Annotated in this window: 24 protein-coding genes and 1 pseudogene; 15 read left to right on the top strand and 10 right to left on the bottom strand. The window is 70.5% G+C overall.

Annotated features, from left to right (window positions below; all coding sequences use genetic code 11):
* Positions 1-5: 5 nt before the first annotated feature.
* Entirely contained in the window at positions 6-485 is a 480-nt protein-coding gene (locus C8250_RS03200; RefSeq protein WP_138352292.1) for a hypothetical protein, read from the bottom strand.
* Between the two features lie 314 nt (positions 486-799).
* Between C8250_RS03200 and C8250_RS03205 the strand changes: the two genes are divergently transcribed.
* From C8250_RS03205 to C8250_RS03215, 3 genes are all read left to right on the top strand, one after another.
* Positions 800-1,012: a hypothetical protein gene (locus tag C8250_RS03205; RefSeq protein ID WP_187144714.1), complete on the top strand. Its 213-nt coding sequence runs from the start codon at positions 800-802 to the stop codon at positions 1,010-1,012.
* A gap of 157 nt (positions 1,013-1,169) precedes the next feature.
* Positions 1,170-1,616: an SRPBCC domain-containing protein gene (locus tag C8250_RS03210; protein ID WP_138352291.1), complete on the top strand. Its 447-nt coding sequence runs from the start codon at positions 1,170-1,172 to the stop codon at positions 1,614-1,616.
* Positions 1,613-1,981 (top strand): metalloregulator ArsR/SmtB family transcription factor, encoded by a 369-nt coding sequence (locus C8250_RS03215; RefSeq protein ID WP_138352290.1) that lies wholly within the window; start codon positions 1,613-1,615, stop codon positions 1,979-1,981. The genes C8250_RS03210 and C8250_RS03215 overlap by 4 nt, the downstream gene beginning before the upstream one ends.
* 55 nt (positions 1,982-2,036) lie before the next feature.
* Here C8250_RS03215 and C8250_RS03220 read toward each other — a convergent pair whose 3' ends face one another.
* A complete protein-coding gene (locus C8250_RS03220) occupies positions 2,037-2,792 on the bottom strand; it encodes a metallophosphoesterase (RefSeq protein WP_138352289.1) in 756 nt (251 codons plus the stop codon).
* Positions 2,793-2,907: 115 nt separating this feature from the next.
* On the opposite strand from C8250_RS03220, the pseudogene C8250_RS03225 reads away from it, so the two are divergent.
* The 4 genes and pseudogenes from C8250_RS03225 (at position 2,908) to C8250_RS03240 (ending at position 6,821) form a co-directional block, all read left to right on the top strand.
* Positions 2,908-4,315 (top strand): annotated as a pseudogene (locus tag C8250_RS03225) (PLP-dependent aminotransferase family protein).
* A 41-nt stretch (positions 4,316-4,356) separates the two neighbouring features.
* The gene (locus C8250_RS03230; protein ID WP_138354662.1) at positions 4,357-5,199 is read left to right on the top strand and encodes an inositol monophosphatase family protein; all 843 of its coding nucleotides are present in this window, start codon (positions 4,357-4,359) and stop codon (positions 5,197-5,199) included.
* The gene (locus C8250_RS03235) at positions 5,196-6,245 is read left to right on the top strand and encodes an alpha/beta hydrolase fold domain-containing protein (RefSeq protein ID WP_138354661.1); all 1,050 of its coding nucleotides are present in this window, start codon (positions 5,196-5,198) and stop codon (positions 6,243-6,245) included. Before C8250_RS03230 ends, C8250_RS03235 begins: the two co-directional genes overlap by 4 nt.
* 141 nt (positions 6,246-6,386) lie before the next feature.
* Positions 6,387-6,821, top strand: coding sequence for a hypothetical protein (locus C8250_RS03240; protein WP_138354660.1), 435 nt, complete (start codon positions 6,387-6,389; stop codon positions 6,819-6,821).
* Between the two features lie 100 nt (positions 6,822-6,921).
* On the opposite strand, the gene C8250_RS03245 is transcribed toward C8250_RS03240, so the two are convergent.
* The 4 genes from C8250_RS03245 to C8250_RS03260 all read right to left on the bottom strand — a co-directional run bounded on the left by C8250_RS03245 (position 6,922) and on the right by C8250_RS03260 (position 10,521).
* Complete coding sequence (locus C8250_RS03245) at positions 6,922-8,367, bottom strand: cytochrome b N-terminal domain-containing protein (protein ID WP_187144715.1); 1,446 nt, start codon at positions 8,365-8,367, stop codon at positions 6,922-6,924.
* A 237-nt stretch (positions 8,368-8,604) separates the two neighbouring features.
* The gene (locus C8250_RS03250; protein ID WP_138354658.1) at positions 8,605-9,639 is read right to left on the bottom strand and encodes an iron-containing redox enzyme family protein; all 1,035 of its coding nucleotides are present in this window, start codon (positions 9,637-9,639) and stop codon (positions 8,605-8,607) included.
* The gene (locus tag C8250_RS03255) at positions 9,636-9,893 is read right to left on the bottom strand and encodes a CDGSH iron-sulfur domain-containing protein (RefSeq protein WP_138354657.1); all 258 of its coding nucleotides are present in this window, start codon (positions 9,891-9,893) and stop codon (positions 9,636-9,638) included. The genes C8250_RS03250 and C8250_RS03255 overlap by 4 nt, the downstream gene beginning before the upstream one ends.
* Positions 9,877-10,521 carry a HemK2/MTQ2 family protein methyltransferase gene (locus tag C8250_RS03260; RefSeq protein ID WP_306664977.1) on the bottom strand — a complete coding sequence of 215 codons (645 nt, stop codon included), beginning with the start codon at positions 10,519-10,521 and terminating at the stop codon, positions 9,877-9,879. Before C8250_RS03260 ends, C8250_RS03255 begins: the two co-directional genes overlap by 17 nt.
* Positions 10,522-10,903: 382 nt before the next feature.
* On the opposite strand from C8250_RS03260, the gene C8250_RS03265 reads away from it, so the two are divergent.
* From C8250_RS03265 to C8250_RS03285, 5 genes are all read left to right on the top strand, one after another.
* The gene (locus C8250_RS03265; RefSeq protein ID WP_138354655.1) at positions 10,904-11,095 is read left to right on the top strand and encodes a DUF6381 family protein; all 192 of its coding nucleotides are present in this window, start codon (positions 10,904-10,906) and stop codon (positions 11,093-11,095) included.
* Between the two features lie 197 nt (positions 11,096-11,292).
* A complete protein-coding gene (locus C8250_RS03270; protein ID WP_138354654.1) occupies positions 11,293-11,997 on the top strand; it encodes a TetR/AcrR family transcriptional regulator in 705 nt (234 codons plus the stop codon).
* 52 nt (positions 11,998-12,049) lie between these two features.
* On the top strand, positions 12,050-13,201 hold the full coding sequence (locus tag C8250_RS03275) for an NAD(P)/FAD-dependent oxidoreductase (RefSeq protein ID WP_138354653.1): 1,152 nt from the start codon (positions 12,050-12,052) through the stop codon (positions 13,199-13,201).
* 106 nt (positions 13,202-13,307) lie between these two features.
* On the top strand, positions 13,308-13,880 hold the full coding sequence (locus tag C8250_RS03280) for a GNAT family N-acetyltransferase (protein ID WP_138354652.1): 573 nt from the start codon (positions 13,308-13,310) through the stop codon (positions 13,878-13,880).
* Positions 13,881-14,156: 276 nt separating this feature from the next.
* A complete protein-coding gene (locus tag C8250_RS03285; protein WP_138354651.1) occupies positions 14,157-15,050 on the top strand; it encodes a helix-turn-helix transcriptional regulator in 894 nt (297 codons plus the stop codon).
* A gap of 74 nt (positions 15,051-15,124) precedes the next feature.
* Here the strand turns inward: C8250_RS03285 and C8250_RS03290 are convergent, their stop codons facing one another.
* The 4 genes from C8250_RS03290 to C8250_RS43305 all read right to left on the bottom strand — a co-directional run bounded on the left by C8250_RS03290 (position 15,125) and on the right by C8250_RS43305 (position 18,442).
* Entirely contained in the window at positions 15,125-15,592 is a 468-nt protein-coding gene (locus C8250_RS03290; protein ID WP_244808955.1) for an NUDIX hydrolase, read from the bottom strand.
* Between the two features lie 26 nt (positions 15,593-15,618).
* A complete protein-coding gene (locus C8250_RS03295) occupies positions 15,619-16,890 on the bottom strand; it encodes an MAB_1171c family putative transporter (protein ID WP_138354650.1) in 1,272 nt (423 codons plus the stop codon).
* On the bottom strand, positions 16,883-17,440 hold the full coding sequence (locus C8250_RS03300) for a hypothetical protein (protein WP_138354649.1): 558 nt from the start codon (positions 17,438-17,440) through the stop codon (positions 16,883-16,885). Before C8250_RS03300 ends, C8250_RS03295 begins: the two co-directional genes overlap by 8 nt.
* A gap of 198 nt (positions 17,441-17,638) precedes the next feature.
* Entirely contained in the window at positions 17,639-18,442 is an 804-nt protein-coding gene (locus tag C8250_RS43305; protein WP_232485266.1) for a TetR family transcriptional regulator C-terminal domain-containing protein, read from the bottom strand.
* Positions 18,443-18,554: 112 nt separating this feature from the next.
* Between C8250_RS43305 and C8250_RS03310 the strand changes: the two genes are divergently transcribed.
* The 3 genes from C8250_RS03310 to rox all read left to right on the top strand — a co-directional run bounded on the left by C8250_RS03310 (position 18,555) and on the right by rox (position 22,730).
* Positions 18,555-20,387 (top strand): phospholipid carrier-dependent glycosyltransferase, encoded by a 1,833-nt coding sequence (locus tag C8250_RS03310; protein ID WP_187144716.1) that lies wholly within the window; start codon positions 18,555-18,557, stop codon positions 20,385-20,387.
* A 65-nt stretch (positions 20,388-20,452) separates the two neighbouring features.
* Positions 20,453-21,238 carry an SDR family NAD(P)-dependent oxidoreductase gene (locus C8250_RS03315; protein ID WP_138354646.1) on the top strand — a complete coding sequence of 262 codons (786 nt, stop codon included), beginning with the start codon at positions 20,453-20,455 and terminating at the stop codon, positions 21,236-21,238.
* Positions 21,239-21,296: 58 nt separating this feature from the next.
* Positions 21,297-22,730: a rifampin monooxygenase gene (gene rox / locus C8250_RS03320; RefSeq protein WP_138354645.1), complete on the top strand. Its 1,434-nt coding sequence runs from the start codon at positions 21,297-21,299 to the stop codon at positions 22,728-22,730.
* Positions 22,731-22,777 lie beyond the last annotated feature (47 nt).

The raw sequence follows: 22,777 nt of genomic DNA on the forward strand, positions 1-22,777 counted from the left end.
AGCGGCTACGCCTCCTCCACCTCGTCGGTCGCACCGGAGGTATCAGGATTCTGGTCGCTGTCCAGGCGGATCTCCCGGCCGGGGCCGAGGTCGCCGCCGTCCAGGGTGACACGGGGCTCCTCACGACGGTCCGCGAGCCGGCGGCGGTTGCGTACCCAGGTCAGCACGGACCGCCAGGCGCTCTCGGCGACCGGGCGCACGGCCTCGGCGACCACGACCAGGATGATGTCCTGCAGGATCTCGCCCGCCATGGAGTCGCGCTGGTCACGGGAGGCTCTTCGCACGACGGTGAACTCGCCCCGGTCACGGGCCTCCTTGAGGGAGGAGGACGTGTCCAGCCACTCCTGGAGCGCTTCGAGGTCGAGGTGCCGGTTATGGGTACCGGTGACGCTGATGCGCAGTTCCGTCCGCTCCGCGCCGCCGGAACCGTCCGCGTCACGGGAACCGTCCGCGTCACGGGAACCGTCCGCGATACCGTCTGCCATTGCTCTGCCTCCGTCGGGCGCCGTTGCCCATCACCGCAGTGCCGCTCCCTGCCGAAGTGCCCATTCTTTCATGGTCGTTGGCGCCCGGTGGGGGATTGCCGAGGATCCCGGTCACCGCCGGAGACTGTGCGCGCACCGTACGGAGCGCAACCGTCTGTGGCAGCGGGTATGCGAGGGGGTCGCGGGATGGTGCCTGAGGAACCGGAACCGGCGCCGCGGCGGCGGCTCTCGGTTCGGCCCGCGCCGACACTCCACTGCTCCTGGTCACCGCTGTCGCGCTCGGCTGTCTGATCCCGCTGTGGTACCGGTCCACCGTGGTCGCCGTCGACGAATGGGCCGCAGCCGTACGCGCCCTGGTCAACGTCGGGCGCAAGCCGCTCGCGGAATCGCTCGGGCTGGCGCCGCCCTCCGGCCTCGAGGCGGAGCGCACCATGTGGGGGCTGGTCACCAAGCTCTCCCGGCTGCCCTGCAACGAACGCCGCGCCGCCCTGGACCCCTACCGGAGCGGCGGCGGCCCCGGCGCATGACCGGCATCCCGCCGGTCACCCGAGGAGTGGCTGGGGGCAGCCGGTTCGCGGCGACGCCGAGCCGAAGTGCAATCTGCGGGTTGCACGTCATGAGATGTCGTGCAACCCTGGAGTTGCAAGTCAATGGCAGCGATGCAGCGATGAACGGAGTCACCTCATGAGCGAGGACCGGATCGAGCGCGAAACCCTGATCTCGGCACCACTGGGGCGCGTCTGGTCGCTGGTGGCACAACCTGGTTTCTGGGTGGCCGACAAGGCGAGCCTGCCCGGCACCGTGGCCAAGGAAGGTGAGTCGATGGTGGCGAAGAACTCCGAGCACGGCGACTTCCCGGTCCGGGTGGAGAAGGTCCAGCCGCCGACTTACCTGGCGTACCGCTGGACCAGCGCTTTTCCCGGAGAGGAACTGCGCGAGGACAACAGCACCCTTGTGGAGTTCACCCTCACCACGGAAGGCGACCAGACACGGCTGCGCGTCGTCGAGAGCGGGTTCGCGACGCTCGCCGGGTCCGAGGAGCTGCGCAGTGAGAACCACAAGGACCACAGCCAGGGCTGGCCCCTGGAACTCGACGCGCTCAAGAAGCGCGCCGAAGAGCCCTCCGCATGACAGAAGGACCTCCCGGCGCCGCCGAGGTCGTCGACAGCGTCCTCGGGGCGCTGGCCGACCCGACACGGCGGCAGCTGCTCGATCTGCTCGCCGCGCGAGGAGAGGCCACCGCGACGACGCTCGCCGAACGCCTTCCCGTCTCACGGCAGGCCGTGGTCAAGCACCTCGCCGTCCTCGACGCCGCCGGGCTGGTTTCCGGCGGCCGCGTCGGACGCGAGGTGCGGTACACGGTGCGGCCGGCCGCGCTCAACGCGACGGCGCGGTGGATGTCCGCGCTCGCGGCCGACTGGGACCACCGGCTGGCGAACATCAAGCGCGTCGCAGAAGCAGCGGAACGGGATGCGGATTCGGCACGACCCGACTGACGCGGACGACGCCCTCTGTTGTCCGTCGGTCAGTTGTCGACCTGTTGCCCGTCGATCAGCGGTCGACGTTCCGGTAGTGCGTCGTCAACCGTCCGTCGTCGTCCAGGACATGGAAGGCGAGGGCGGGCGGCTGGTCCAGGTGGACGTGGTCCTGGGGGTGCGACCGGTGCTCCCAGGGGAGGCGCAGCGTGGAGACGACTCCTGGTGCCACCAGTACCGGGCGCCCGGCGAAGGTGGTCGCCGCCGGTGTGTGGGCGTGCCCGCACAGGAACGCCGTGATGCCGGGGTGCCGGTCCGTCAGCGCGGCCAGCCGCTCTGCACCGAACTGGCGGATGCCGTCGACGAAGGGGACGTGCAAGGTGGTCGGTGGGTGGTGGAACCCCACCAGGACCGGCACCCCGTCCGGGGTCAGGGTCAGGGTCTCCTCCAGCCACGCCAGCGTCCCGTCGTCCAGGAAGCCCTCGTCCTTGCCGGGCACCGAGGAGTCGCACAGGGCGATGACGACACCGGCGGCGCGGCTCACCTGGTTGACCGGTGCCGCCGAGCCGGGTTGCCCGAGCAGGTGCTGCCGGAACGCGGTGCGCTCGTCGTGGTTTCCGGGGCAGACCATGACGGGGTGCCGGGAGGTCAGCAGCCGGCGGGCCTGCTCGTACTCGGCGGGCAGGGCATGGTCGGCGATGTCCCCGGTGACCAGGACCGCATCGAGGTCGTACGGCAGCTCCTCGAGATAGTCCATGACAGCCCTGGTGCGCTCGACGCTCCGCTGTCCGCTGTCGATGTGGATATCGCTGAGGTGGGCGATCACGATCACGGCTGTGGTCCCTTCGTCGCTGCGTACCGGAGAGGAACGAGAACGGCCAGGGGGTGCTGGCCGGCCCGCCCCTCGAACCTAGAGCGCCATCGGACCAGGAATAAGATCCGGTCTCATGCCGAATTCTTGGTCCAGTTCCCGGCTCGATCTGCACATCGACCTCGACGCCGCCGGTGGGCGGCGCGCCGGCCTGGAGTCGGCTCTCCGGACGGCGATCCGGCAGGGGCGGCTGCCCGCCGGGGCGCTCCTGCCGTCGACCCGCGGGCTGGCCCAGGAACTCGGGATCGCCCGGGGCACCGTCAGCGCCGCCTACGACCAACTGGTCGAGGAGGGCCACCTGACCACCCGCCCGGGATCGGGCACCATCGTCGCCGACACGCCGCACCACACCCCGGCCCCCCACGCGCCCCGAACCGGCGCCCACGGCCCCCGCCACGACCTCCGCCCCGGGCTCCCCCGACATCAGCGCCTTCCCCACCCGGGCCTGGCTCGCCGCCACCCGCCGGGTTCTGACCCACGCCCGCCCCGACGTCTTCGGCGCCGGCGACCCGCAGGGCCGGATCGAACTCCGTAGCGCGCTCGCCGAGTACCTGGGGCGCACCCGTGGGGTGATCACCACCCCGGAGCGCATCGTGATCACCTCCGGGTACTACCAGGGCCTGGGTCTGCTCTGCCGGGTGCTGGCCGCGTCCGGCATCACCACCGCGGCCGTCGAGGACCCGGGCCACAACGTCTTCCGCGCAGTCGTGCAGCGCGCCGGGCTCGCCACTCTCCCGCTGCGCGTCGATGCCCACGGCGCCCGCGTGGAGGCGCTGACATCGCACATCGGGGCCGCGGTTCTCACCCCCTCGCACCAGTACCCGACCGGCGTCCCGCTGCATCCCGGCCGCCGCCAGCAGCTGTGCGGATGGGCCCGCTCCACCGGTGGTCTGATCGTGGAGGACGACTACGACGGTGAGTACCGCTACGACCGCCAACCCATCGGCGCCCTCCAGGGCATCGCCCCCGACCAGGTCGTCCACTGCGGTACCGCGTCCAAGACCCTCGGGCCCGCGCTCCGCCTGGCCTGGATCGTCCTACCGCCCCATCTCGTGTCACCGGTGGTGCGGGCCAAACAGGAAGCCGACCTGTACACCGAGACGCTCGGCCAACTCGTCCTGGCCGACCTGATCACCACCCACGCCTACGACCGCCACGTCCGGGCCACCCGGCTGCGCTACCGGCGCCGACGCGAACTCCTCCTCGACCGGCTGACCGCCACCCCCGGCCTCACGGCCCACGGCGTCCCGGCCGGCCTGCACACCCTCCTCACCCTCCCGTCCGAGGGCCCCACCGAACACGAGCTCCTGACCCACTGCGCCCGCCACGGCCTCGCCCTGCGCGGGCTCACCGAACTCCACCACGAACCGGCCGACCGCCCCCAGGGCCTCCTGATCGGCTTCGCCGCCCCGTCCGAACACACCTACCCGGCCGCCCTCGACGCCCTGTTCACCCACCTGACCACGAGTCGTGGTTCCAGCTGACCCACCGCGTCGGTGAGAGTGCCGCCGGTATCCTGCACGGCATGATCAACTCATCCGCGAGCCTTGACGATGCCGAAGTCGCGATAGCCGCGGCACGCGCCGGCGCGGACGTGGTGCGTGACATGTACGGCCAACGGCTCACCCGCGTCGACAAGGGCGCCGGGGACTTTGCCACCGCCGCCGACATCGAGGCCGAGAAGGCGATTCTCCACGTCATCCGGTCCGCCCGACCCGAGGACGCGGTACTGGGCGAGGAAGGCGGGCAGCAGGGGGCCGCCGAGGCTGCGCGCCAGTGGCTGGTTGATCCCTTGTGCGGGACGCTGAACTACGCCGTCGGCAACATGCTGGTGGCCGTCAACGTGGCGCTGCGTGACGGGGCGGCCGCGGTGGCCGATCCGTTCAGTGGCGAGGTCTTCTTCACCGACGGTGAGACGGCCAGGGTGCGGCACGACGGCGCCGATGTGCGGCTGGCGCCCACGTCCGCCACGCAGTTGGTGGACGTCAACCTGGATCCGCCGTTCCCGAGCGCGCCCGGCTTCCGGGCCGTGGACCTGCTGGCCCACGCCGGGTTCGTCGAGCGGTTCCGGCCGCGGGTCGTGTCCACGACGCTGGCGCTGGCCTGGGTCGTCGCCGGCAAGCGTGCCGCGTACGTCACCGATGGCGGCGACCTGTCGGGGAGCGTGCACTTCGCCGCCGGCATCGCTCTGTGCCGTGCCGCCGGTTGTGTGGTCACCGGGATCGACGGCGCCCCGATCGGTGAGGCGGGCCGCGGACTTGTCGTGGCTGCCGACGCCGGGACCCACGGGCTGCTGATGTCGATGATCCGGAGCCGGGCCGGGGATGCCGGGCAGCGTCCCACCGGCCGGCCGGAGGCCGGGTCATGAGTGTCCACCGCACGCCGTCAGGGTCCGGCCGAGCCCCGACGCCGCAAGCCGCTCCCCCATTCGACCCTGAACTGAGCGTCGCACTGGCCGCCTTGGGCAAGGGGCCGAGGGAGCCGGTCACTCCGGACAATCTTGCGGCCCGGCAGGAGCGGGATGCCGTGACCCGGCCCAGACCGACGGCCGAGGACCTGCGCGCCGACGGCCGTTTCGAGGTGACCGAGTTCTCCGTGCCGGGACCGCCGGACGGACCGGACGTCACGCTCGTGAGCGCGCGGCCGTCCGGACTCGTCGGACCCCTGCCGCTGCTGTACTACCTGCACGGCGGCGCGATGGTCATGGGCAACGCGTGGTCCGTGCTTCCACGGATTCTCCGCGAGTGGGCACTCCCGCTGGAGCTGGCCGTCATCTCGGTGGAGTACCGGTTGGCGCCCATGACGCGCTACCCGGGACCGCTGGAGGACTGCTACGCCGGCCTCGTCTGGGCAGCCGCGCACGCGGCAGAACTGGACATCGACGCGGACCGCATCATCATCGGAGGGAAGAGCGCCGGCGGCGGACTCGCCGCGGCCCTCGCCCTGCTGGCCCGTGACCGGAGCGGCCCCGGGGCACTCGGACAACTGCTGCTGTCCCCGATGCTCGACGACCGCGGCAGCACCTTCTCCAGCCATCAGATGACGGGCCTGGGCGTATGGGACCTCACCTCCAACGCGACCGTGTGGAAGGCGCTGCTGGGTGACCGCTACGGCGCCGCGGACCTGCCGCCCTACGCGGCCCCCTCCCGCGCCACGGACCTCTCCGGACTCCCCCCGGCCTATGTCGAGGTCGGCTCGGCCGAGATGTTCCGGGACGAGGACGTGGCGTACGCGAATGCGATCTGGCAGGCCGGCGGCCAGGCCGAACTGCATGTATGGCCCGGCGCCTACCACGGCTTCGACGGCTTGGCACCGCGAGCGGCCCTCAGTCAGGACGCCCGCAACGCCCGCACCCGCTGGCTCCAGCGTCTTCTCACGCAGTCCGGCACGAGAAACCCGCGGTCAGGGGCGTAACCGGAGGGTGCGGGAACCTCCGGTGGCACGGTTGGACCGAGCGGTTGACCATGGAAGAGGAGCCGGCTGGACGATTCGACTGGATCGGCACGCGAAGGACCCCGGTTCGCAGTCCCGGAACGTCGGACAACGGAGGTTCTGATGACAGCCCAGCCGTCGGGTGGAGTACCCCGCACCAGCGGGCGAACGGACCACGCCAGGGCGCCGGCACCGCGAGGAGCGGCGTTCGCCGGGGTGGTCCTGGCGATCAGCGGCGTCCTCGGCATTCTGCAGGGTGCCTCCGCCATCGCGAAGAACGACCCCTACACAGCGGTCGTCAACTACGCCTACGGGTTCAATGTCACCGCCTGGGGATGGATCCACCTGCTCTTCGGCGCGGCTCTCGTCGTGGTCGGCCTGTGCCTGCTGATCGGGATGCCATGGGCCAAGGGCGCCGGTGTGCTCCTCGCGGCCACGACCATGGCGCTGCAGTTCATCTTCCTGCCGTACTACCCGGTATGGGCGCTGGTTGCGATCGCACTGGATGTCCTCGTGCTGTGGGCGCTGCTCGTCTACTCGAACGAAACCGCCGGCTGACGAGCTGGGCCTTGTGCCGGTAGACGATCAGGTAGGGCACATTGCCCTCTGTGTGGGCGAAGACACCGACCCCGCCGAAGTCCGCGATCGGTACTGACCACTACTGGTGCAGGTCGGCCCGTGGGCGGGATCCCGTCGGGCGTAGGCCACTTGAACCGGGCGGGTCGATGGAGGCGGGCTTCCGCCTGTCCCGGACCGGTTCCATGATCTCGATGTAGCCGCCCTCCGGGGTTCTGACGATCCGTCCGGTCTCGCGGCCGTGCGCGGCCTCGTCGCCTGCTCGCTCCAGCAGTCCGAGGCAGAACCAGCGGGTGAGAACGAACGCGAGTACCGGTCCGGCCAGAACGGCTACCCGGAAGAACTGGGTGACGTCGTTGAGGGACAGATGGAAGTGGACAGCGATCTGGTCGTTGGCAGCGGCAGCCCACAGGAGTCCGTAGAAGGCGAGGGCCCCCGCCCCGACCGCCGTGCGGGTCGCCGCGTCGCGGGGGCGATCCAGCTCGTCGTGCAGTTCCCTGTCACCGGTCAGACGACGTTCGATCAGCGGGTACGCCGCCAGGAAGGTGAAGAACGCGCCGGGGATGATCAGCGCGGGCACCAGCACCGCGAGGGTCAGCGTGCGGCCCGCCACCTCGAACTCCCAGCCCGGCATGAGCCGCACCGCGCCGTCCAGGAAGCCCAGGTACCAGTCCGGAACCGCCCCCGCGGTGATCTCTCCGGGACGATAAGGGCCGAGCAGCCAGATCGGGTTGATCTGGGCAAGTGCGCCGAGCAGCACCAGCACCCCGCAGGTTCCGAAGAACAGCGCCGGTCCGGCGGTCACCGGGAGCGGCCCCAGCCACCGAGGACGGCGGGTGGCTGCCGCCGGCAGCCGGGGGTGGCCGTGCTTCCGCACGAGCCGGTGCCGCAGGACGAACAGGCCGATGATCGCGACCGGCAGCACCACCGCGTGCAGCCAGTAGAAGCGGGGAATGATGGCCTCGCCCGGGAACTCGCCGTCGAACAGCCAGAAGGTCAGACGGGTTCCGATCAGCGGGATCGACTGGAGGATGCCCTGGACGAGCCCCAGGCTGCCGCCGGACAGCATGTCGTCCGGCAGGATCGTGCCGGTCAGTCCGGTTGCCATGGCCAGCACGAGCAGCATCACCCAGATCGACCAGAGCGGCAGGCGTGGCCTGCGGAACGCCCCGGTGAAGAACATGCGAACCAGCTTGAGGCAGATCGCGGCGACGAATATCAGCGTGGCCCAGTGGTGCACCTGCCGCAGCAGGAGGCCGCCGCGCACCTCGAGACTGAGGCGAAGGGTCGACGCGTAGGCGTGGCTCACGACCACCCCGTGCAGCGGGCGGTAGGAACCTTCGTAGCGACTGCGCGCCATGTCCGGCCGGTAGAACAGGGCCAGAAGGATGCCGGTGACGACGAGTACGACGAACGTGTAGGCGGCGATCTTGCCGAACAGCGTCGACCAGGGGTCCGCCGGTGTACGCCGCCGCGACCACCGCCGCGCCGGCCCGGCCGGGGATACCGCAGCGAGCAGTCTCGTCATGGTGCGTCCTCCGGCGGGTGTCCGCTTGCCCATGCCAGCGCCCTCCTTGGCGGTCGCCGGGCGCCGGCCTCCCGGTCGGCAGCGTCGGCTGTTTTCATGCCTGCGCTACTAAGACACCGGGGGACGAAGAAATGTGACACGACGGCCCGTGAGAAATTCTCGAGTTCTCACGGGCCGATGTCGTGGGTGGCGCGGGGGCTCACTACCGTTCCTGGTGCCGCCCGAAGACCCCGGCCTTCATGGCGTGGGCAGGACGCTGTTCAGCGGCCTTCGCAGGGCGCTGCGGTTGCCGCGCCAAGCGTGCAGGAGGTGGGCGCCGAGGCGGTCCTCCAGGAACTTCGTGCTCTCGATACCGAAGGCGATGTCGGCTTCGAGCTGGGGTTCATCGGCCAGCAGACCGCCGATCACGTCGCGGCGCACGATTTGTTCGTGGACGGCGTCGGCTTCGACGTGCTCGTCGTAGAACCGTTCCGCGGCCGGTCCCGCCCCCGTTCGCCGCATCGCCTGGGCCAGGCGGCGGGAGCCCGGTGACGAGGTCGCCTCGACCGCGGCGAAGTGACCTACCAGAGCTCCGCGCAGGCTTCGGTGCAGGCCGAACAGCGACATCTGGTTGACCGTCGCGAGTGCCTCGGCGGGGGCCGCGTCGAGGTAGCGCCCGTATCCGATGTCCAGGGAGAGGTCCTCCATGAGATCGGCATAGAGCCGGGCATGGAGGTCCTGCGCGCGGCCGGCGCCGAACTCGTCGAACTCGACGGCGGCCATCGCTGCCTTGGCACGGCCGTACAACCGGGGAAGCACCCAGGCGTGCGGGTCCGCCTCCTTGAGGTGGTAGAGGGAGCGCAGGGCCGCGTACTCCCGCAGGTTCTCCAGCGAGCCCTCGCGCTGCAGATGGTGGCTGACCCCGGCATCCTCGTGGTCTGCGACGACAGGCTCGACCAGGAGGGCGGCCAACGCTTCCTCCAGGCTGGATGCGGAACGGACCTGGCAGCGAAGGGATTCGAGGAAACGCTGTTCGAGCACGCGCCGGAACTCCAGCAGTTCCGGGTCCCATTCCCGCTCATCGTCCACGCCCGCGAAGCCCTGGTAGTGCAGTTCGTACAGGACGTAGAGGGCGAGTTGCAGATCGTCGCCATAGGGATCCGCCCGCACGGTCTCCGTACCGGCCGCCAGAGGTCGCCCCCCGGCCAACGCCGCGATCACCGCATGGGACAGTTCACCTCGCCCTACCGGCAGGACGGGCCGCACGCTCCGCGACTCCTGATAGGCGGTCATCGCCCGACCCCGCCGGCGGCGGGTTCAGCCGCACCCTCTTGGTCGACCTTCTCGTCCGGCCTGGTGCGGCGCCGGTGACTGGTGTCGCACCAGGGGTAGATCCGGCTGCGCCGACAGGTACAGATCGCGGCGACGAAACGATGTGACGTGGAGACGCTGCCGTCGTCCGCGACGACCTCCACCGGCCCCTCCACCAGGAGTGGTCCTTCCGGGTCGACGGTGATGCGGCGGGGCCGTTCAGGCGTGTTCGGCACGGATGATCACCAGCTCTTCCCGGTCCTGGCTGTCGGCTATCAGTCCCCGTTCGCGCAGCCACGGCAACCGGGAACGCAGCACCGGCCCGAAGGGCACGAGCGCGCGCTCGCTCACCGTTGCCCGCATTCCCGCCAGCGACAGGCGCCGCAAGGTGGCCTCGGTGCCGCACAGATCCGAATGCACCAGGAGCAGCACGCCCTGGGGACGCACGACAGCGGGTGCCACGTCGCAGATGCGGTCCACAAGGGCCCGGCCGTCGCCCCCGGCGTCCCAGGAGCGCGCCTGCCCGCGCCCGGGCGGCAGCCCGCTGGGAGCGGGCACGTAGGGAGGGTTGCTGAGCACGATGTCGTAGGAGCGTCGGGATACCGACGCTGTGAGATCTCCACGCCGGACGGTGACCCGCTGTCGGCAGAGGAAGGCGTTCAGCCGTGCGGTGATCACCGCACGCCAGGCGATGTCGACAGCCGTGACACGCCCGCCCAGTTGTGCGGCCCGCACCGCGAGCGCCCCACTGCCCGTGCCCAGATCCAGGACGTCGCTGCCAGGGCGCATCTCTTCCTGGTCCAGCGCCGCCATCAGGAACTGTGTGTCGTACTGGGGGACGTAGACGCCCGGCAGGGTCAGCATGCGTGCAGGAGGGCCCTGGGCCGGCCGTGGCATTTCGACAGTCATGAATATCCTCCGCTCAGGGAGACCACGAGAGCGAAATCCAACTCGCCATCAACTCTCCGCGCACTCATCCCGGACCGCCATGGGAGCCATGACACTCCGTGACGATATGGTGCGCTCGTGCTACGGCGGGGCTCGTGGCCACCGTGATTCCCGGCGCGGAACCCGCGCGGAACCGGCGCGGGGCGGGCCGCCGCCGATCCGGGAGGTTCTCATCCCGGGTACGACGGGAAGGCTCCCCGTGGAGAGGGTGTTCCGTGACGCGGTCCTCGACGTGCGGAGGAGCACCGGCACTGCCCTGTCGGCAGGGCCCGCTCGGCTACCCAAGGGAGTGATCACCATGAGCGTCGCAGAAGAGTCCAACGGCCGGATACGGCAGATGCGAACAAAGGCGCAGGAGCTGGAACAGGCCGCGGAGCGGGCCACTGATCCGGAGCACCGCCAGCGGCTGAAGGACAAGGCCCGTCGGCTGAAGGATCAGAGCGAGCAGGAAAGCAGCATCGCCCGCAGGGACAGCGACCCGATGATGTAGCGCAAGAACAGCGCCTTGCGGCGGCGGCCCCGGACGCGCGGCCACTTCGCCGAAGGCCAGTTCGGTCGGCGGCGTGACGAGCCGGGCTCCCGCCGCGAGGACCTTGTCGACCGCCTCCTGGGCGTCCATGGTGCAGATTCGCAGGCGCGACGGCACGACGAACTCGTTCGTAACGAACATGTTCGTTACATGGTCGGGTGACCCCGCGAACCCCCGCACCCCGCAGCCGCCGCGAGCGGCCCGCCAAGCCCGCCCTCACCTACGAAGGCATCGTCGAGACCGCGGTCCGTCTGATGGAAGCCGAAGGGCTGCAGCGCGTCACGATGCGACGTCTTGCCCAGGAGCTCGACACCGGCCCTGCGTCGCTCTACGTGTACGTGGCCAACACCGCCGAGCCGCACGCGGCGATCCTGGACGAACTGCTGGGCTCCGTGGACCTCTCGCCCACTGCCGGCGAAGGCGATGGCGATGGCGACTGGCGCGACCGGCTGACGCAGGTGCTGATCTCCTACACCCGCGTGCTTCTCGAGAATTCCGCGCTGGCCCACTCCGCCCTGGTCGCCCGGCCCTCAGGCAGCAATAACCTGGCCCTGGTCGAGGCCATCCTCACCCTGCTGCACGAAGGCCGGGTGCCCGGACCGCAGGCCGCCTGGGGAGTGGACGTGCTGCTCCAGACAGCCACTGCCACCGCCGCCGAACACTCCACCCGAGCCCACGCCGTCGACAGCGCGGACGAACACAACGCCCTGGTCACCGCAGTGCGGGGGGCCTCCCCGGGCACGCATCCGCGCATTGCCGCACTTGCCGACGACCTCGTCTCCGGAACCCCGGAACAGCGCCTCACCTGGATCTTCCACTCCGTCATCAACGGCACCCTCACCACGGAGCGGCCCGCGCCCTGACCGGCCCGACCGTCCGGCCTCACCCCTCCCCCGAAGAGAATCGAGCTCCGCCATGAGCACCCCTCCGCACCACCCCATCGCCATCATCGGCGCCGGTCTCGGTGGCCTCCCCCTCGCCCGTGTCCTGCACGTCCACGGCATCGAAACGGCCGTCTTCGACCTCGAAGCCTCCTCCCGGACCCGCGCCCAGGGCGGCATGCTCGACATCCACGAGGAGACCGGACAGGCCGCATTGCACGCCGCGCACCTGCACGACGCGTTCCTCGCCAAAGTCCACCGGGGCGGCGAGGCCACACGCGTCTTCGACAAGAACGCCCGCCTCCGGCGCGACGAGGCGGACAACGGCACGAACGGCCGGCCCGAGATCGACCGCGGCGACCTTCGCGACCTGCTGCTCGGCTCCCTCCCGGCGGGCACCGTCCGCTGGGGCACCAAGGTCGCCTCGACCCGCTCCCTGGGCGACGGGCGGCACGAGGTCACCCTCGCCGACGGAACCCTGTTCACCACCGGCCTGCTCATCGGCGCCGACGGCGCCTGGTCCCGCACCCGCCACCTGCTCTCCGACGCGACCCCCGCGTACACCGGGATCTCCTTCGTCGAGGTGGACCTCCTGGACGCCGACGCCCGCCACCCCGGGGCCGCGCAGCTGATCGGCGGCGGCATGTTCTTCGCGCTGGGCGACGACAAGGGCTTCCTCGGTCACCGGGAGACCGACGGCAGCCTGCACATCTACACCGCGCTGCGTGCCGCCGAGGACTGGCTGTCGACCATCGACTTCACCGACACGGCCCCCGCCAAAGCAGCCGTGCTGGAACACTTCGCCGACTGGGCACCCGAGCTGCGACAGCTGGTCGCCGACGCGGACGGCTCACTGATCCCCCGGCTGATCCATGCCCTGCCCATCGGCCACCACTGGAAGCGGGTGCCGGGAGTGACCCCGCTCGGCGACGCGGCCCACCTGATGTCGCCGTTCGCCGGCGAAGGAGCCAACCTCGCCATGATCGACGGCGCGGATCTGGGGCGCTTCCTGGCCGCACATCCGGACGACGTCGAGACAGCTCTCGCCGCCTACGAGGAGGTCCTCTTCCCCCGCAGCGAAGAGACGGCTCAGCAGTCCGCGGAAGGCCTGGACGTCATCTTCAACGACCGCGCCCCGCAGCCGCTGGTGGACATGTTCGCCTCTTTCGACGTACGGACGGCATGAGCGCCGCCGGTCGCGCCGCCCCGCGGAACCCGTGCCCGGCGATGGCCGGTCCCCGCTCGTAGAGAAGTCGGCGGCGTGGCCCCGTCCGCCGTGGCAGTGTGGTGTCGTGACCATCGAGGTGCGCCCGGCTTCGGCCTTCGACGATGTCCGCGCCGTGATCGGCCCGAAGTCGCCGACAGCGAACGTCTGCTGGTGCCTGAGCTACCGGATTCCGTCCAAGCTCAACAGCGAGCTGCGCGGGCCCGCGCGCGGTGAGTACGTCGCCGAGCTGTGCCGGGCCGAACCCCCGCCCGGTGTCCTCGCCTATGACGATGACGAGCCGGTCGGCTGGGCCGCCGTGGCACCGCGCTCCGACACCTCCTTCGCGCGCAACCGCAAGATCCCGCACGTCGACGAACTGCCGGTCTGGGCGCTGTGGTGCGTCCGGGTCCGCCCCGGCCACCGGAAGAAGGGGATCTCGCACTCCCTCATCGCCGGCGCGGTCGAGTTCGCCCGCGCCCACGGCGCACCGGCTATCGAGGCATACCCTCTCGACAACGGGGATGCCAGGGTCGACCTGACCATGGCGTACGCGGGGATCCGGAAGAACTTCGAACGCGCGGGATTCGCCCACGCCGCCGACACCACCTCGGTACTGGCCGGCCATCCCCGGATCCTGATGCGGCTCGACCTGCGCTGACACGACACGCTCGGCGTCCTCGACGCCGGGCGTGGGTAGGACACCCACCTGGTGACGACCCCCGTACGTCACCAGGTGGGTAGCTTGTGTGTGCTGTGCCGTGCTGAGCCGTGGACGCGGCGCCGTTCAGGGCGGGCCGGGACCACGCCGGCGACGCCCGGACGAGAGGTCGCCCCCTCGCTCGGTTCGTCGAATCGAAGTTATCTTGATTCAATGAACGGATCAAGTGGTTAAGGTTTTCCTGTCCACGACAACCAGCAGCCGGGGAGCAGCTGAATGCCTTCGCGTCACTTCGACGGCCGCCGCGTCCGCGCGGTGCGCCGTGCTGCCGATCTGACGCAGAGCCAGGTCGCGAAGGCCCTCGGCATAGCCGATCCGACCGTGGCCAGTTGGGAGACCGAACAGTCCTCCCCGGACGGGGACAAGCTGCCCTCCCTGGCCACCGCCCTCAGGGCGGATCTGGACGAGCTGTTCCCGCGTGAGGGGCTGCCCGATCTCGCCGACCTGCGGTGCGATGCCGGCTACTCCCAGTACCAGACCAAGGACATCCTGGGGACCAAGAGCGCCGGGCCCGTCGCCAACGCCGAACGGGGCGTACGCCGCCTTCAGACGGCCTTCGCCGAGGCCCTGGCCGCCGCGTACGGGGTGAGCGTCCAGGAGTTGCTGGCGGCACAGGAACGGTCCTTCGGCAACGACGCCCCCCTCCCCCAGCCGCCGTCGGACGATCGTCGCCGCGACCCGCGCACCCTGTCCGAGAAGATCAGCTTCATGGTCGAGCACACGTACCAGGGTGGGCAGACACCGCCCACCGACGCGGAGATCGCCCGGGTCATCAACGCGCAGGCCGGCAGCACGGTGGTCTCGGAGAGCAGCGTGCGCGACCTGCGCACCGGCGCCCGCACGGACGCGTCACCGCAGATCCTGGACGGCCTCGCGGCGGCCTATCACGCTCCGCCGCAGTTCTTCCGGCCCGACGACGAAGCCGTGCGCGAGCTCGCCGCGAACCTGGAGCTGATCGCCTCGTTCCGGTGCGGCGAAGTCGGCAACATGGCGACACGCGGTGGCGGGGGTGCCCTGAACACCCGGCTGGTGTCCTTCCTCAACGATCTGCTGGACGACATCGAGGACGGCAAACTGCCGGGCGTGGGCACCGACACGGATCTGGACTGACCCGCCGGGCCGACAACGGAAGGGGGGTGACACGGACCCCCGTGGCACCACCCCCTCCGGAATCCGGCCACCGGTCAGACGCTGACCTCCAGGTACGCCACGCCGCCCTCGGTGCGGGCGCGCAGGGCACTCTGCAGGAGGCCGAGCAGGTGCGGCGGAGCCACAGCCGGATCGATGTCATCCGTGGGGAAGAAGGCGTGCTCGCTGAGTTCGCTCTCCTGGACGGTGATCGCCGCCTGCTGTTCGGGGCTGAGTTCCCCACCGTCGAAGACGAAGAGCACCTGCTCGCCGCGGCCGGGGACGGTGATCCAGGCGGTGGCGAGCAGCGGCCCGAGCTCCACGTCGATGCCGAGTTCTTCCCGGCCCTCCCGTACCGCCGCGATTGCCGGGGTCTCGCCCTGCTCGACGTGCCCGCCGGGCAGGTTCCAGAACGGCTTGTAGGTCGGGTTCACGAACAGGGCGTGCCCGTGCTCGTTGAAGCACAGCAGACCAGCGGAAACGGTGGGGCGGGCGTTGTTGTCGGTCATGTCGGTGCTGTTCACGCTTTCTCTGACGGTCGGAAGGTCGGCTACACGGTCACGTCGGTCTGGAGCAGGTCCCGGGCGGTCTCCGGGTCGGTCCGGCCGTAGGCCGCCTGGGCCCGCACGAACCGTTCCACCTGGATGTCGAAGTCGTCATCGGCGGGAGGTACGTCGACCGGAGCGCTGTGGGCCACCGCACCGGAGGCCATGGCAACCAGCGCGCTCTTGATCCAGTAGGCGTCGGCGACGGCGCGGGCCTCGTCCTCGGTGTGGCCCTGACCGTCGGCGAGTGCCTTGGCCCGCGTGTACAGACCCGGCGACGCGTAGTGGCTCAAGGTGCGCTGCACGTCGCTGATCTCCGTGATGTAGCGCTCCAGCAGCAGGTAGGGCGGCGGGGAGAGCTTCATGAGGTCCCGGGCCCGGTTCAGACGCGCGGCGAAGCGGTGGCCGGGCAGCAGGTTGCTGGGGGCGCGGAGAACGACCGAGGGGACGGCCAGGGCCAGTTCGCGCCACAGGGGGTAGAGCGCGGTCAGCGTCCGCTTCGCCCTCCTGCGGTCGATGACGGACTGGGTGGCCGGCGCGATCGCGCCCAGGACCCACAGCAGGAACACCAGGTACAGCACGGTGTCCGTCACGTTCTCCTGCAGGTCGACGAAGCTCATGGAGACCGTGTGGACCGTGATGAACGCGCAGTAGGCGGTGCGCAGGAAGGCGTACAGCACGGCCAGGGCCATCGCGACGGCCATCATCGTCAGGCCGATCCTGAGCGTCCAGCGCTGCGCCCGGCGGGCGGAACTGCCCCACTGGTAGGCGCAGACCGCGGCTGCCGCGGCCGTGTAGAGGTAGAACAGGCCCATGTAGAGCGCCAGTCCCACCTCACCGGCATGGCGGGCCATGAAGTACGGGCTCTCGGTGCGCGTGCGGTCCAGGACGATGAAGAACACCGCGGCCATGACCAGCATGGTTGCTATGGAAGCTCTGGTGGCGATGCGGTGCACGGCCGCGGTGATGCGGACGCGTCGCAGGACGGCGCCGTCGGACGCGGCTACGTCGCCGTCGACCGCCGTGACGTATCGGAGCAGCACACAGATACCGGCGATCGTGATGACGTGCTTGAGCAGGGTCGCGAGGTCGACGACACCGAGACGGTCGATGACGGCCCTGCCCAGGCCGGTGCGCAGCAGCCACGCGACGGCGAGCGCCGCGAACGCGCCCCACAGCGACCGTTCCCGGGACTGCCCGCGCAGTGCGGCCGGTACCCGCCACACCGCCTGGAAGAGCAGCAGAGCGATGATTGCGTAAGCGATGACGTCAGTCATGAGGCAGCACCTTCTTGCGGCGCGGGCCCGCGATGGGCCGCGACAGGCTTTCGTCGAGATTTCGCAGGGTCACGTCACCGGTGATCCGGGCGTGCCGGGTCTCGTGATGCAGCAGATCAGCCAGCGTTTCGGCCCGGGCCTCGGCGTGCGTGGCATAGCCGCTGCGGGCCATGACCTGACCGGTGGACAGCAGCCTGTCGATCATTTCCGGGGGCATGCCGGGGAAGAGCAGCGTGAGCTGCTCCCGCTCCGCGCCGGAGCCGTCCTCGCACCACAGATGGCACAGCTCATGGAAGATGATCTTTTTTCGGTGGAACTTCGTCGTCCCCTGCACGTGCAGAATCAGGTCCAGCGGACGCTGACGGTGCTTCACCCACAGGCCGCAGGCTCCGGTCTGGCCCGGCACATCTGCGGGCAACTCGACCAGGCGGATCTCACGGCCGCGCTCCGCCTCGATGTTCTTGATGAACCCGGCCACGGTGAAGGGGTCCGGCACCGGCATCTCCCGCAGGATGCGACGGCACTCCCGGCGCAGCGCGCCCGGCGCCATGGGATCGCGGCGATGCCACCGCATGGCTGCTCCTCCTCGCATGTGCCGTGGGCAGGAGTGGTCGGATCCTGTCGGCGGGCACGCTCAGGTCGCAGCGGCCGTTCGGTTCGCCTGTTCGAGCAGTAACGGTACGCCACCCCACGGACACCCCACGCACCGGCCGCCCTTGCGGCGACTCGGGGATGCGACCCGTCGCGTTCAGATCTTCGGGAAGGCCGGTGCGATCCCCAGCGCGGCGGCGATCGCCCGCCAGACGGCGTCCAGCGCGCTGTCGGAGGTTACCTTCGGATCGCTGAGCATGAGGCGGATGCCGTAGCCGTCGCACAGGGCGAGGACGTGGGTGCTGAGCGCGGCGACGTCGGTGTCGGTGAATTCGCCCGCCTGGATTCCCCGGTTCAACGCGCCGGAGACCCACTCCTGGAGCTGGTCGTACAGGTCGACGGCGAACCGCTGCGTCTCCTCGTCGCGCAGCGCCCGCACCCACAGTTCCCGCCACAGCCGCCAGTCCTGGCGCAGCTCGGGGTCCATGGGGAGCAGACTCCGCACGATGCGGGCCAGGATGACCGACGGTGCCACCGAGTCCGCGTCACGCTCGAGGTCCACAGTGGTGGTGGCGAACGAATGGGTCAGGGCGGACGCCTTTCCGAGCGCGAGTGCGGCCAGGGCGCCGGCGAGCGCCTGCGTACCGGAGACGCAGACGCCGCACTGGCGCGTGCTCTGCGCGGCGAGGAAACCGGCGGCGTCCGCCGCCGCTCCGACCGGGCAGTCCTCTGGGAACAGGAACCGGATCGCGCCGCAGCCGAGCGCCGTGCCCGCTGCCGCGAGTTCGTCGTGGTCGAGCCGCAGGTCCTGCCAGCCGTCGCCGTACAGCCCGCCGAACAGGCCGCCCCAGCCCCGGGCCGCCAGGTCACCGCCTCGCCGGCCCGGGGAGCGCGCGGGCCGCTGAGCCCTGACTCGCCTTCTGAGCGCCGGGTGAACGGGAAACGAACGTTCGTCGCTCAAGGGCGGGTATCCCGCGCGGATGTCGTTCCCGGGCCGTCATCGGCTCCTAAGCTCACGCATGGCCGGCGCCGAAAGCCGCCCTCTACCCGCCGCCAGGAAAAGGTCACTCCCCATGCAACTGCGAAGCGCCGTCGCCACTTCGCCCGTGGGGCTGCAGCCGGAATCGCAGAGAGCGCCGTCGGCCAGGGGGACCGCCGACCGGCTCGCGCGACTGGTGCGGGCGAGCTGGTTCTGGCCGGTCGCCGTCGCGGCCGGCTACGTCGGGCAGGTGGTCTTCCGGCTGGCACTCGTCACCGGCCAGAACTATCCGACGGTGGGCCCCGACGAGCACATGTACCTCGTTCTGGCGCGGCTCCTGGCGGGCGGCTCCGCGACCGAGATCCCCAGCGACATGGTGATCCCCGGCGGCTACCCGCTGTTGATCTCGCCGGCACTGCGGATCACCCACGATCCCGTCCACGCGTACCACCTCGTCCTGGGGATCAACGCGCTGCTGAGCTGCCTGGTACTGCCGCTTGCCTACGTCGCGCTGCGAAAGCTGGACGTACCGCGTCCGGTGTCGTACGTGCTGGCGACCGTGGTGGTGATGCTGCCTCCGGTGGTCTTCTACTCGCAGTTCGCACTGGCCGACACACCGCTCCCGGCGCTGGTCCTGGCCTGGCTGATCGGTGTTCACGGGCTGCTCTCGGAGGGTCCGTTCCGCCGCAGGTGCGGCTCGGGGATCCTCGCCGGAAGCGCGGCCGGATTCAGCATGATGGTCCACGACCGTGGTGGTGTGGTCGTCGCGCTCACGTGCCTGGTGCTGCTGGTGGCCTTCGCGCGGAACTGGGCGCCGCGCCCGGCGACCGCCGCGGCGCTGTCGGCCCTCGCGCTCATGTACGCCACGCAGCGGGAGTTGGACCGGTGGCTGCTGTCCCGCCTCGACGGCACCCACCCCAGCCAGGTGGGAAACGCCGTATGGCAGACGCTGCGCACCCCGGAGCTGTACCAGCGCACCGTCATGCGGTGGATCGGTCACACCTGGTACTTCGTCACCTCGACCTGGGGCATGGGCGCCCTGGGGCTGGTTGTCTGCTGCGCCTGCCTGGCCGGCACCAAGGCACCGCGCGCGGACCGCGTGGTCGCCTTCCTGACCGTGGCACTGCTGCTCGGCGTATCGCTGGCCGCCGCGGCCGCCCTGCCCACGGACCGCCGTATCGACACGATCGTCAACGCCCGCTATCTGTCACCCCTGGTTCCGGCACTGTTCCTGGCCGGCACCGTTGCTCTCCACCGGATCAAGGGCCGCAGAGCGCTCGTTCGGGCCACGGTGGCGGCGATCGCGCTGACCGTGGCGCTCACCGCGGCGCTGACCGTCCTCGCGGGAGATCGCTTCCACAAGCTGAACTTCATTCTGTGGGCCCTTCCGGACACCACGTTCCTGTCCAGTCGCTGGTCCGGCGACTGGGGTGCCTTCTCGGTGCCGTTGACCACCGCGACAGCCCTGGCGGTCTTCACCGCCACCGTCCTGCTGAGAGGGTTGCTGAGCACTCGGCGTCCCGCTGTGGCGATGATCGCGGTCGGCATGGCGCTGACGCTGTTCGCCGGATGGGCGACGGTGACGATCGCCCAGCACGTCTCCCGGCCGACTGCCGCACACGGGTACCCGGACGCCACCGGCTTCATGGAACAGGCACGGATCCGGCCGGGCGACCGGCTGGTGATGGATCTGGGCCTGGGATGGCGCACCCGGTTCACGATGGCGTACATGGTTCTCGACGGCCGGGTCTGGACGCGCGACCTGACCGGCCCCGACACCCCGCCGGACGGCGCGAACGTCGCCGTGACGACCGTTCGCACGGCGTCCGCCCCCGCTACGGACAGCTGGCCGAAGGCTCCATCGGGCTGGCATGTCGCGGTGGTGATCCCTCAGCGCGACCTGGTCATCTGGCGCCGCGACGGCTGACCCTCCACTCGTCCGCCCCACCGATGGCCGTTCAGCTCCGGGGGTAACCGGGTAGTCAGCCGTCCATGAGACGTTTCGAGGGATACGGAGCACTGATCACGGGTGCGGGCCGCGGCATCGGCGCGGCCACCGCCCGCCGGCTGGCCGATGAGGGCGCACAGGTGCTGGTCACCGATCTGGAGGGGGACCGTGCCGAGAAGGTGGCGGCCGGGATCCGGGAGTCCGCAGGCTTGGCCGAGGCGCTGCCCTGCGACGTGGCCGACCGCGCCTCGGTCGAGGCGGCCGTCGCCTACGCGGTCCGGCGCTTCGGCACGCTGGACGTGCTGGTCAACAACGCCTGCGCCTGCCACCCGGACGCCCCGTTCTTCGAGGACGAGACGGACGAGGCCTGGCACCAGGACCTCGACATCACCCTCACCGGCGCCTATCGCTGCGCCCGCGCGGCCCTCCCCCACCTCGCGGCCGCCCCCGACCGCCGGGGCGCGATCGTCAGCATCGGATCGGTCAACGGCGAGCAGGATTTCGGCAACCACGCCTACAGCGCGGCCAAGGCGGGCCTGGCCAGCCTGACCCGCACCCTCGCCGGTCACGCGGCACCCCGTGGCGTCCGTGTGAACCTGGTCGTCCCCGGCACGGTCCACACCGAGGCCTGGGCGGGGCGCGAGTCCGCCTTGCGGGCCGTCGCCCCCCACTACCCGCTCGGCAGGGTCGGTCTGCCCGATGACATCGCGGCCGCTGTAGCGTTCCTGGCGTCCTCGGACGCCGCCTGGATCACGGGCGTGACGCTCCCGGTCGACGGGGGCATCCTCATCGGCCAAGTGGGCCTGCGCCGCGCGCTGAGCGGGGAATGACAGGTCCGCGAGATGGACGTGGCCGGCCGAAATCCAGTTTCGTTGAACGGGTGTGGTGATGATTGACGTGATCGTGGTCGGCGCCGGGCCGACCGGTTTGATGCTGGCCTGCGAGTTGCGGCTGCACGGCGTGCATGTGGTCGTGCTGGAGAAGTTGACCGAGCCGACCAAGGAGTCCCGCGGACAGGGCCTGCACACGCGCAGCGTCGAGATCATGGACCAGCGCGGCCTTCTGGACCGGTTTCGCGCGGTCAGTGAGACGTTCCAGGCCGGCGGTCTCTTCGGCGGCATCATGAAGCCGTGGCCGCACGGGCTGGACACGGCACACCCGTACGGCCTGGCTACTCCGCAGCCGGTCAGCGAGCGGCTGCTCAGCGAGCGTGCCGTCGAACTCGGCACCGACATCCGACGCGGTTGCGAAGTGGTCGGGCTGAGCCAGGACGAGGACGGCGTGACCGTCGAGATGGCCGGTCGGGGCGCGCACCTTCGCTCGCGCTACGTCGTCGGGTGCGACGGCGGCCGCAGCGCGGTGCGCAAGCTGCTCGGCGTCGGTTTCCCCGGCGAGCCCGCCACGATCGAGACGCTGATCGGTCAAATGGAGGTGACCGAGGATCCGGCCACGATCGCCGCCGCCGTCGAGGAGGTCCGCAGGACCCAACTGCGATTCGGTGTCAGCGCCCCCGACGAGGACGGAGTGTGCCGCATTGTCGTGCCCGCCGACGGAGTGTCCGAGGACCGTGCGACCGGTCCGACCCTCGACGAGTTCCAGCAGCAGCTGCGGGCCATCGCCGGCACCGACTTCGGCGTGCACTCGCCGCGTTGGCTCTCCCGGTTCGGCAACGCCACCCGGCAGGCCGAGCGCTACCGGGTCGGCCGGGTGCTGCTGGCCGGCGACGCGGCGCACATCCACCCGCCGGCCGGCGGGCAGGGGATGAATCTCGGCGTGCAGGACGCGTTCAACCTGGGCTGGAAACTGGCTGCCGCGGCCAACGGCTGGGCTCCGGAGGATCTGTTGGACAGCTATCACACCGAACGGCACCCGGTGGGCGCCCGCGTGCTGAACAACACCCGCGCGGGGATCACGCTCCTGGGGACCGATCCGGGTACAACCGCGTTGCGGGAGCTGTTCGGGAAGCTGATGGACTTCGAGGAGGTGAACCGGTACGTGACCGGGCTCATCACCGCCGTCGACATCCGCTACGACTTCGGCGAGGGCCACGAACTGCTCGGCCGCCGGATGCGGGACGTCGAGCTGAAGCAGGGGCGCCTGTACGAGCTGATGCACGACGGCCGCGGGCTGCTGCTCGACCGGACCGGCCGGCTCTCGGTGGCGGGCTGGGCGGATCGGGTCGACCACGTGGTCGACGTCAGCGAGGAACTGGACGTGCCTGCGGTGCTGTTGCGGCCCGACGGCCATGTGGCGTGGGTCGGAGACGATCAGCAGGCTCTGCTCGGCCCGCTGGCCGAATGGTTCGGCACCGCCGCCGACTGAGCGACCGGTTGCGGCTCGATGGAAAGTGGGCCGGCCGCTCGACGAGC

It is taken from the genome of Streptomyces sp. So13.3 (assembly GCF_005860785.2).
In the GTDB taxonomy this organism is placed as follows: Bacteria; Actinomycetota; Actinomycetes; order Streptomycetales; family Streptomycetaceae; genus Actinacidiphila; species Actinacidiphila fildesensis.

What these genes read in the sequence shown, in the direction of transcription:
- C8250_RS03200 (WP_138352292.1), bottom strand. Translation starts at nt 485, where the DNA reads ATGGCAGACGGTATCGCGGACGGTTCCCGTGACGCGGACGGTTCCCGT.
- C8250_RS03210 (WP_138352291.1), top strand. Translation starts at nt 1,170, where the DNA reads ATGAGCGAGGACCGGATCGAGCGCGAAACCCTGATCTCGGCACCACTG.
- C8250_RS03215 (WP_138352290.1), top strand. Translation starts at nt 1,613, where the DNA reads ATGACAGAAGGACCTCCCGGCGCCGCCGAGGTCGTCGACAGCGTCCTC.
- C8250_RS03230 (WP_138354662.1), top strand. Translation starts at nt 4,357, where the DNA reads ATGATCAACTCATCCGCGAGCCTTGACGATGCCGAAGTCGCGATAGCC.
- C8250_RS03235 (WP_138354661.1), top strand. Translation starts at nt 5,196, where the DNA reads ATGAGTGTCCACCGCACGCCGTCAGGGTCCGGCCGAGCCCCGACGCCG.
- C8250_RS03240 (WP_138354660.1), top strand. Translation starts at nt 6,387, where the DNA reads ATGACAGCCCAGCCGTCGGGTGGAGTACCCCGCACCAGCGGGCGAACG.
- C8250_RS03245 (WP_187144715.1), bottom strand. Translation starts at nt 8,367, where the DNA reads ATGACGAGACTGCTCGCTGCGGTATCCCCGGCCGGGCCGGCGCGGCGG.
- C8250_RS03250 (WP_138354658.1), bottom strand. Translation starts at nt 9,639, where the DNA reads ATGACCGCCTATCAGGAGTCGCGGAGCGTGCGGCCCGTCCTGCCGGTA.
- C8250_RS03260 (WP_306664977.1), bottom strand. Translation starts at nt 10,521, where the DNA reads ATGCTGACCCTGCCGGGCGTCTACGTCCCCCAGTACGACACACAGTTC.
- C8250_RS03265 (WP_138354655.1), top strand. Translation starts at nt 10,904, where the DNA reads ATGAGCGTCGCAGAAGAGTCCAACGGCCGGATACGGCAGATGCGAACA.
- C8250_RS03275 (WP_138354653.1), top strand. Translation starts at nt 12,050, where the DNA reads ATGAGCACCCCTCCGCACCACCCCATCGCCATCATCGGCGCCGGTCTC.
- C8250_RS03285 (WP_138354651.1), top strand. Translation starts at nt 14,157, where the DNA reads ATGCCTTCGCGTCACTTCGACGGCCGCCGCGTCCGCGCGGTGCGCCGT.
- C8250_RS03295 (WP_138354650.1), bottom strand. Translation starts at nt 16,890, where the DNA reads ATGACTGACGTCATCGCTTACGCAATCATCGCTCTGCTGCTCTTCCAG.
- C8250_RS03300 (WP_138354649.1), bottom strand. Translation starts at nt 17,440, where the DNA reads ATGGCGCCGGGCGCGCTGCGCCGGGAGTGCCGTCGCATCCTGCGGGAG.
- C8250_RS03310 (WP_187144716.1), top strand. Translation starts at nt 18,555, where the DNA reads ATGCAACTGCGAAGCGCCGTCGCCACTTCGCCCGTGGGGCTGCAGCCG.
- C8250_RS03315 (WP_138354646.1), top strand. Translation starts at nt 20,453, where the DNA reads ATGAGACGTTTCGAGGGATACGGAGCACTGATCACGGGTGCGGGCCGC.
- rox (WP_138354645.1), top strand. Translation starts at nt 21,297, where the DNA reads ATGATTGACGTGATCGTGGTCGGCGCCGGGCCGACCGGTTTGATGCTG.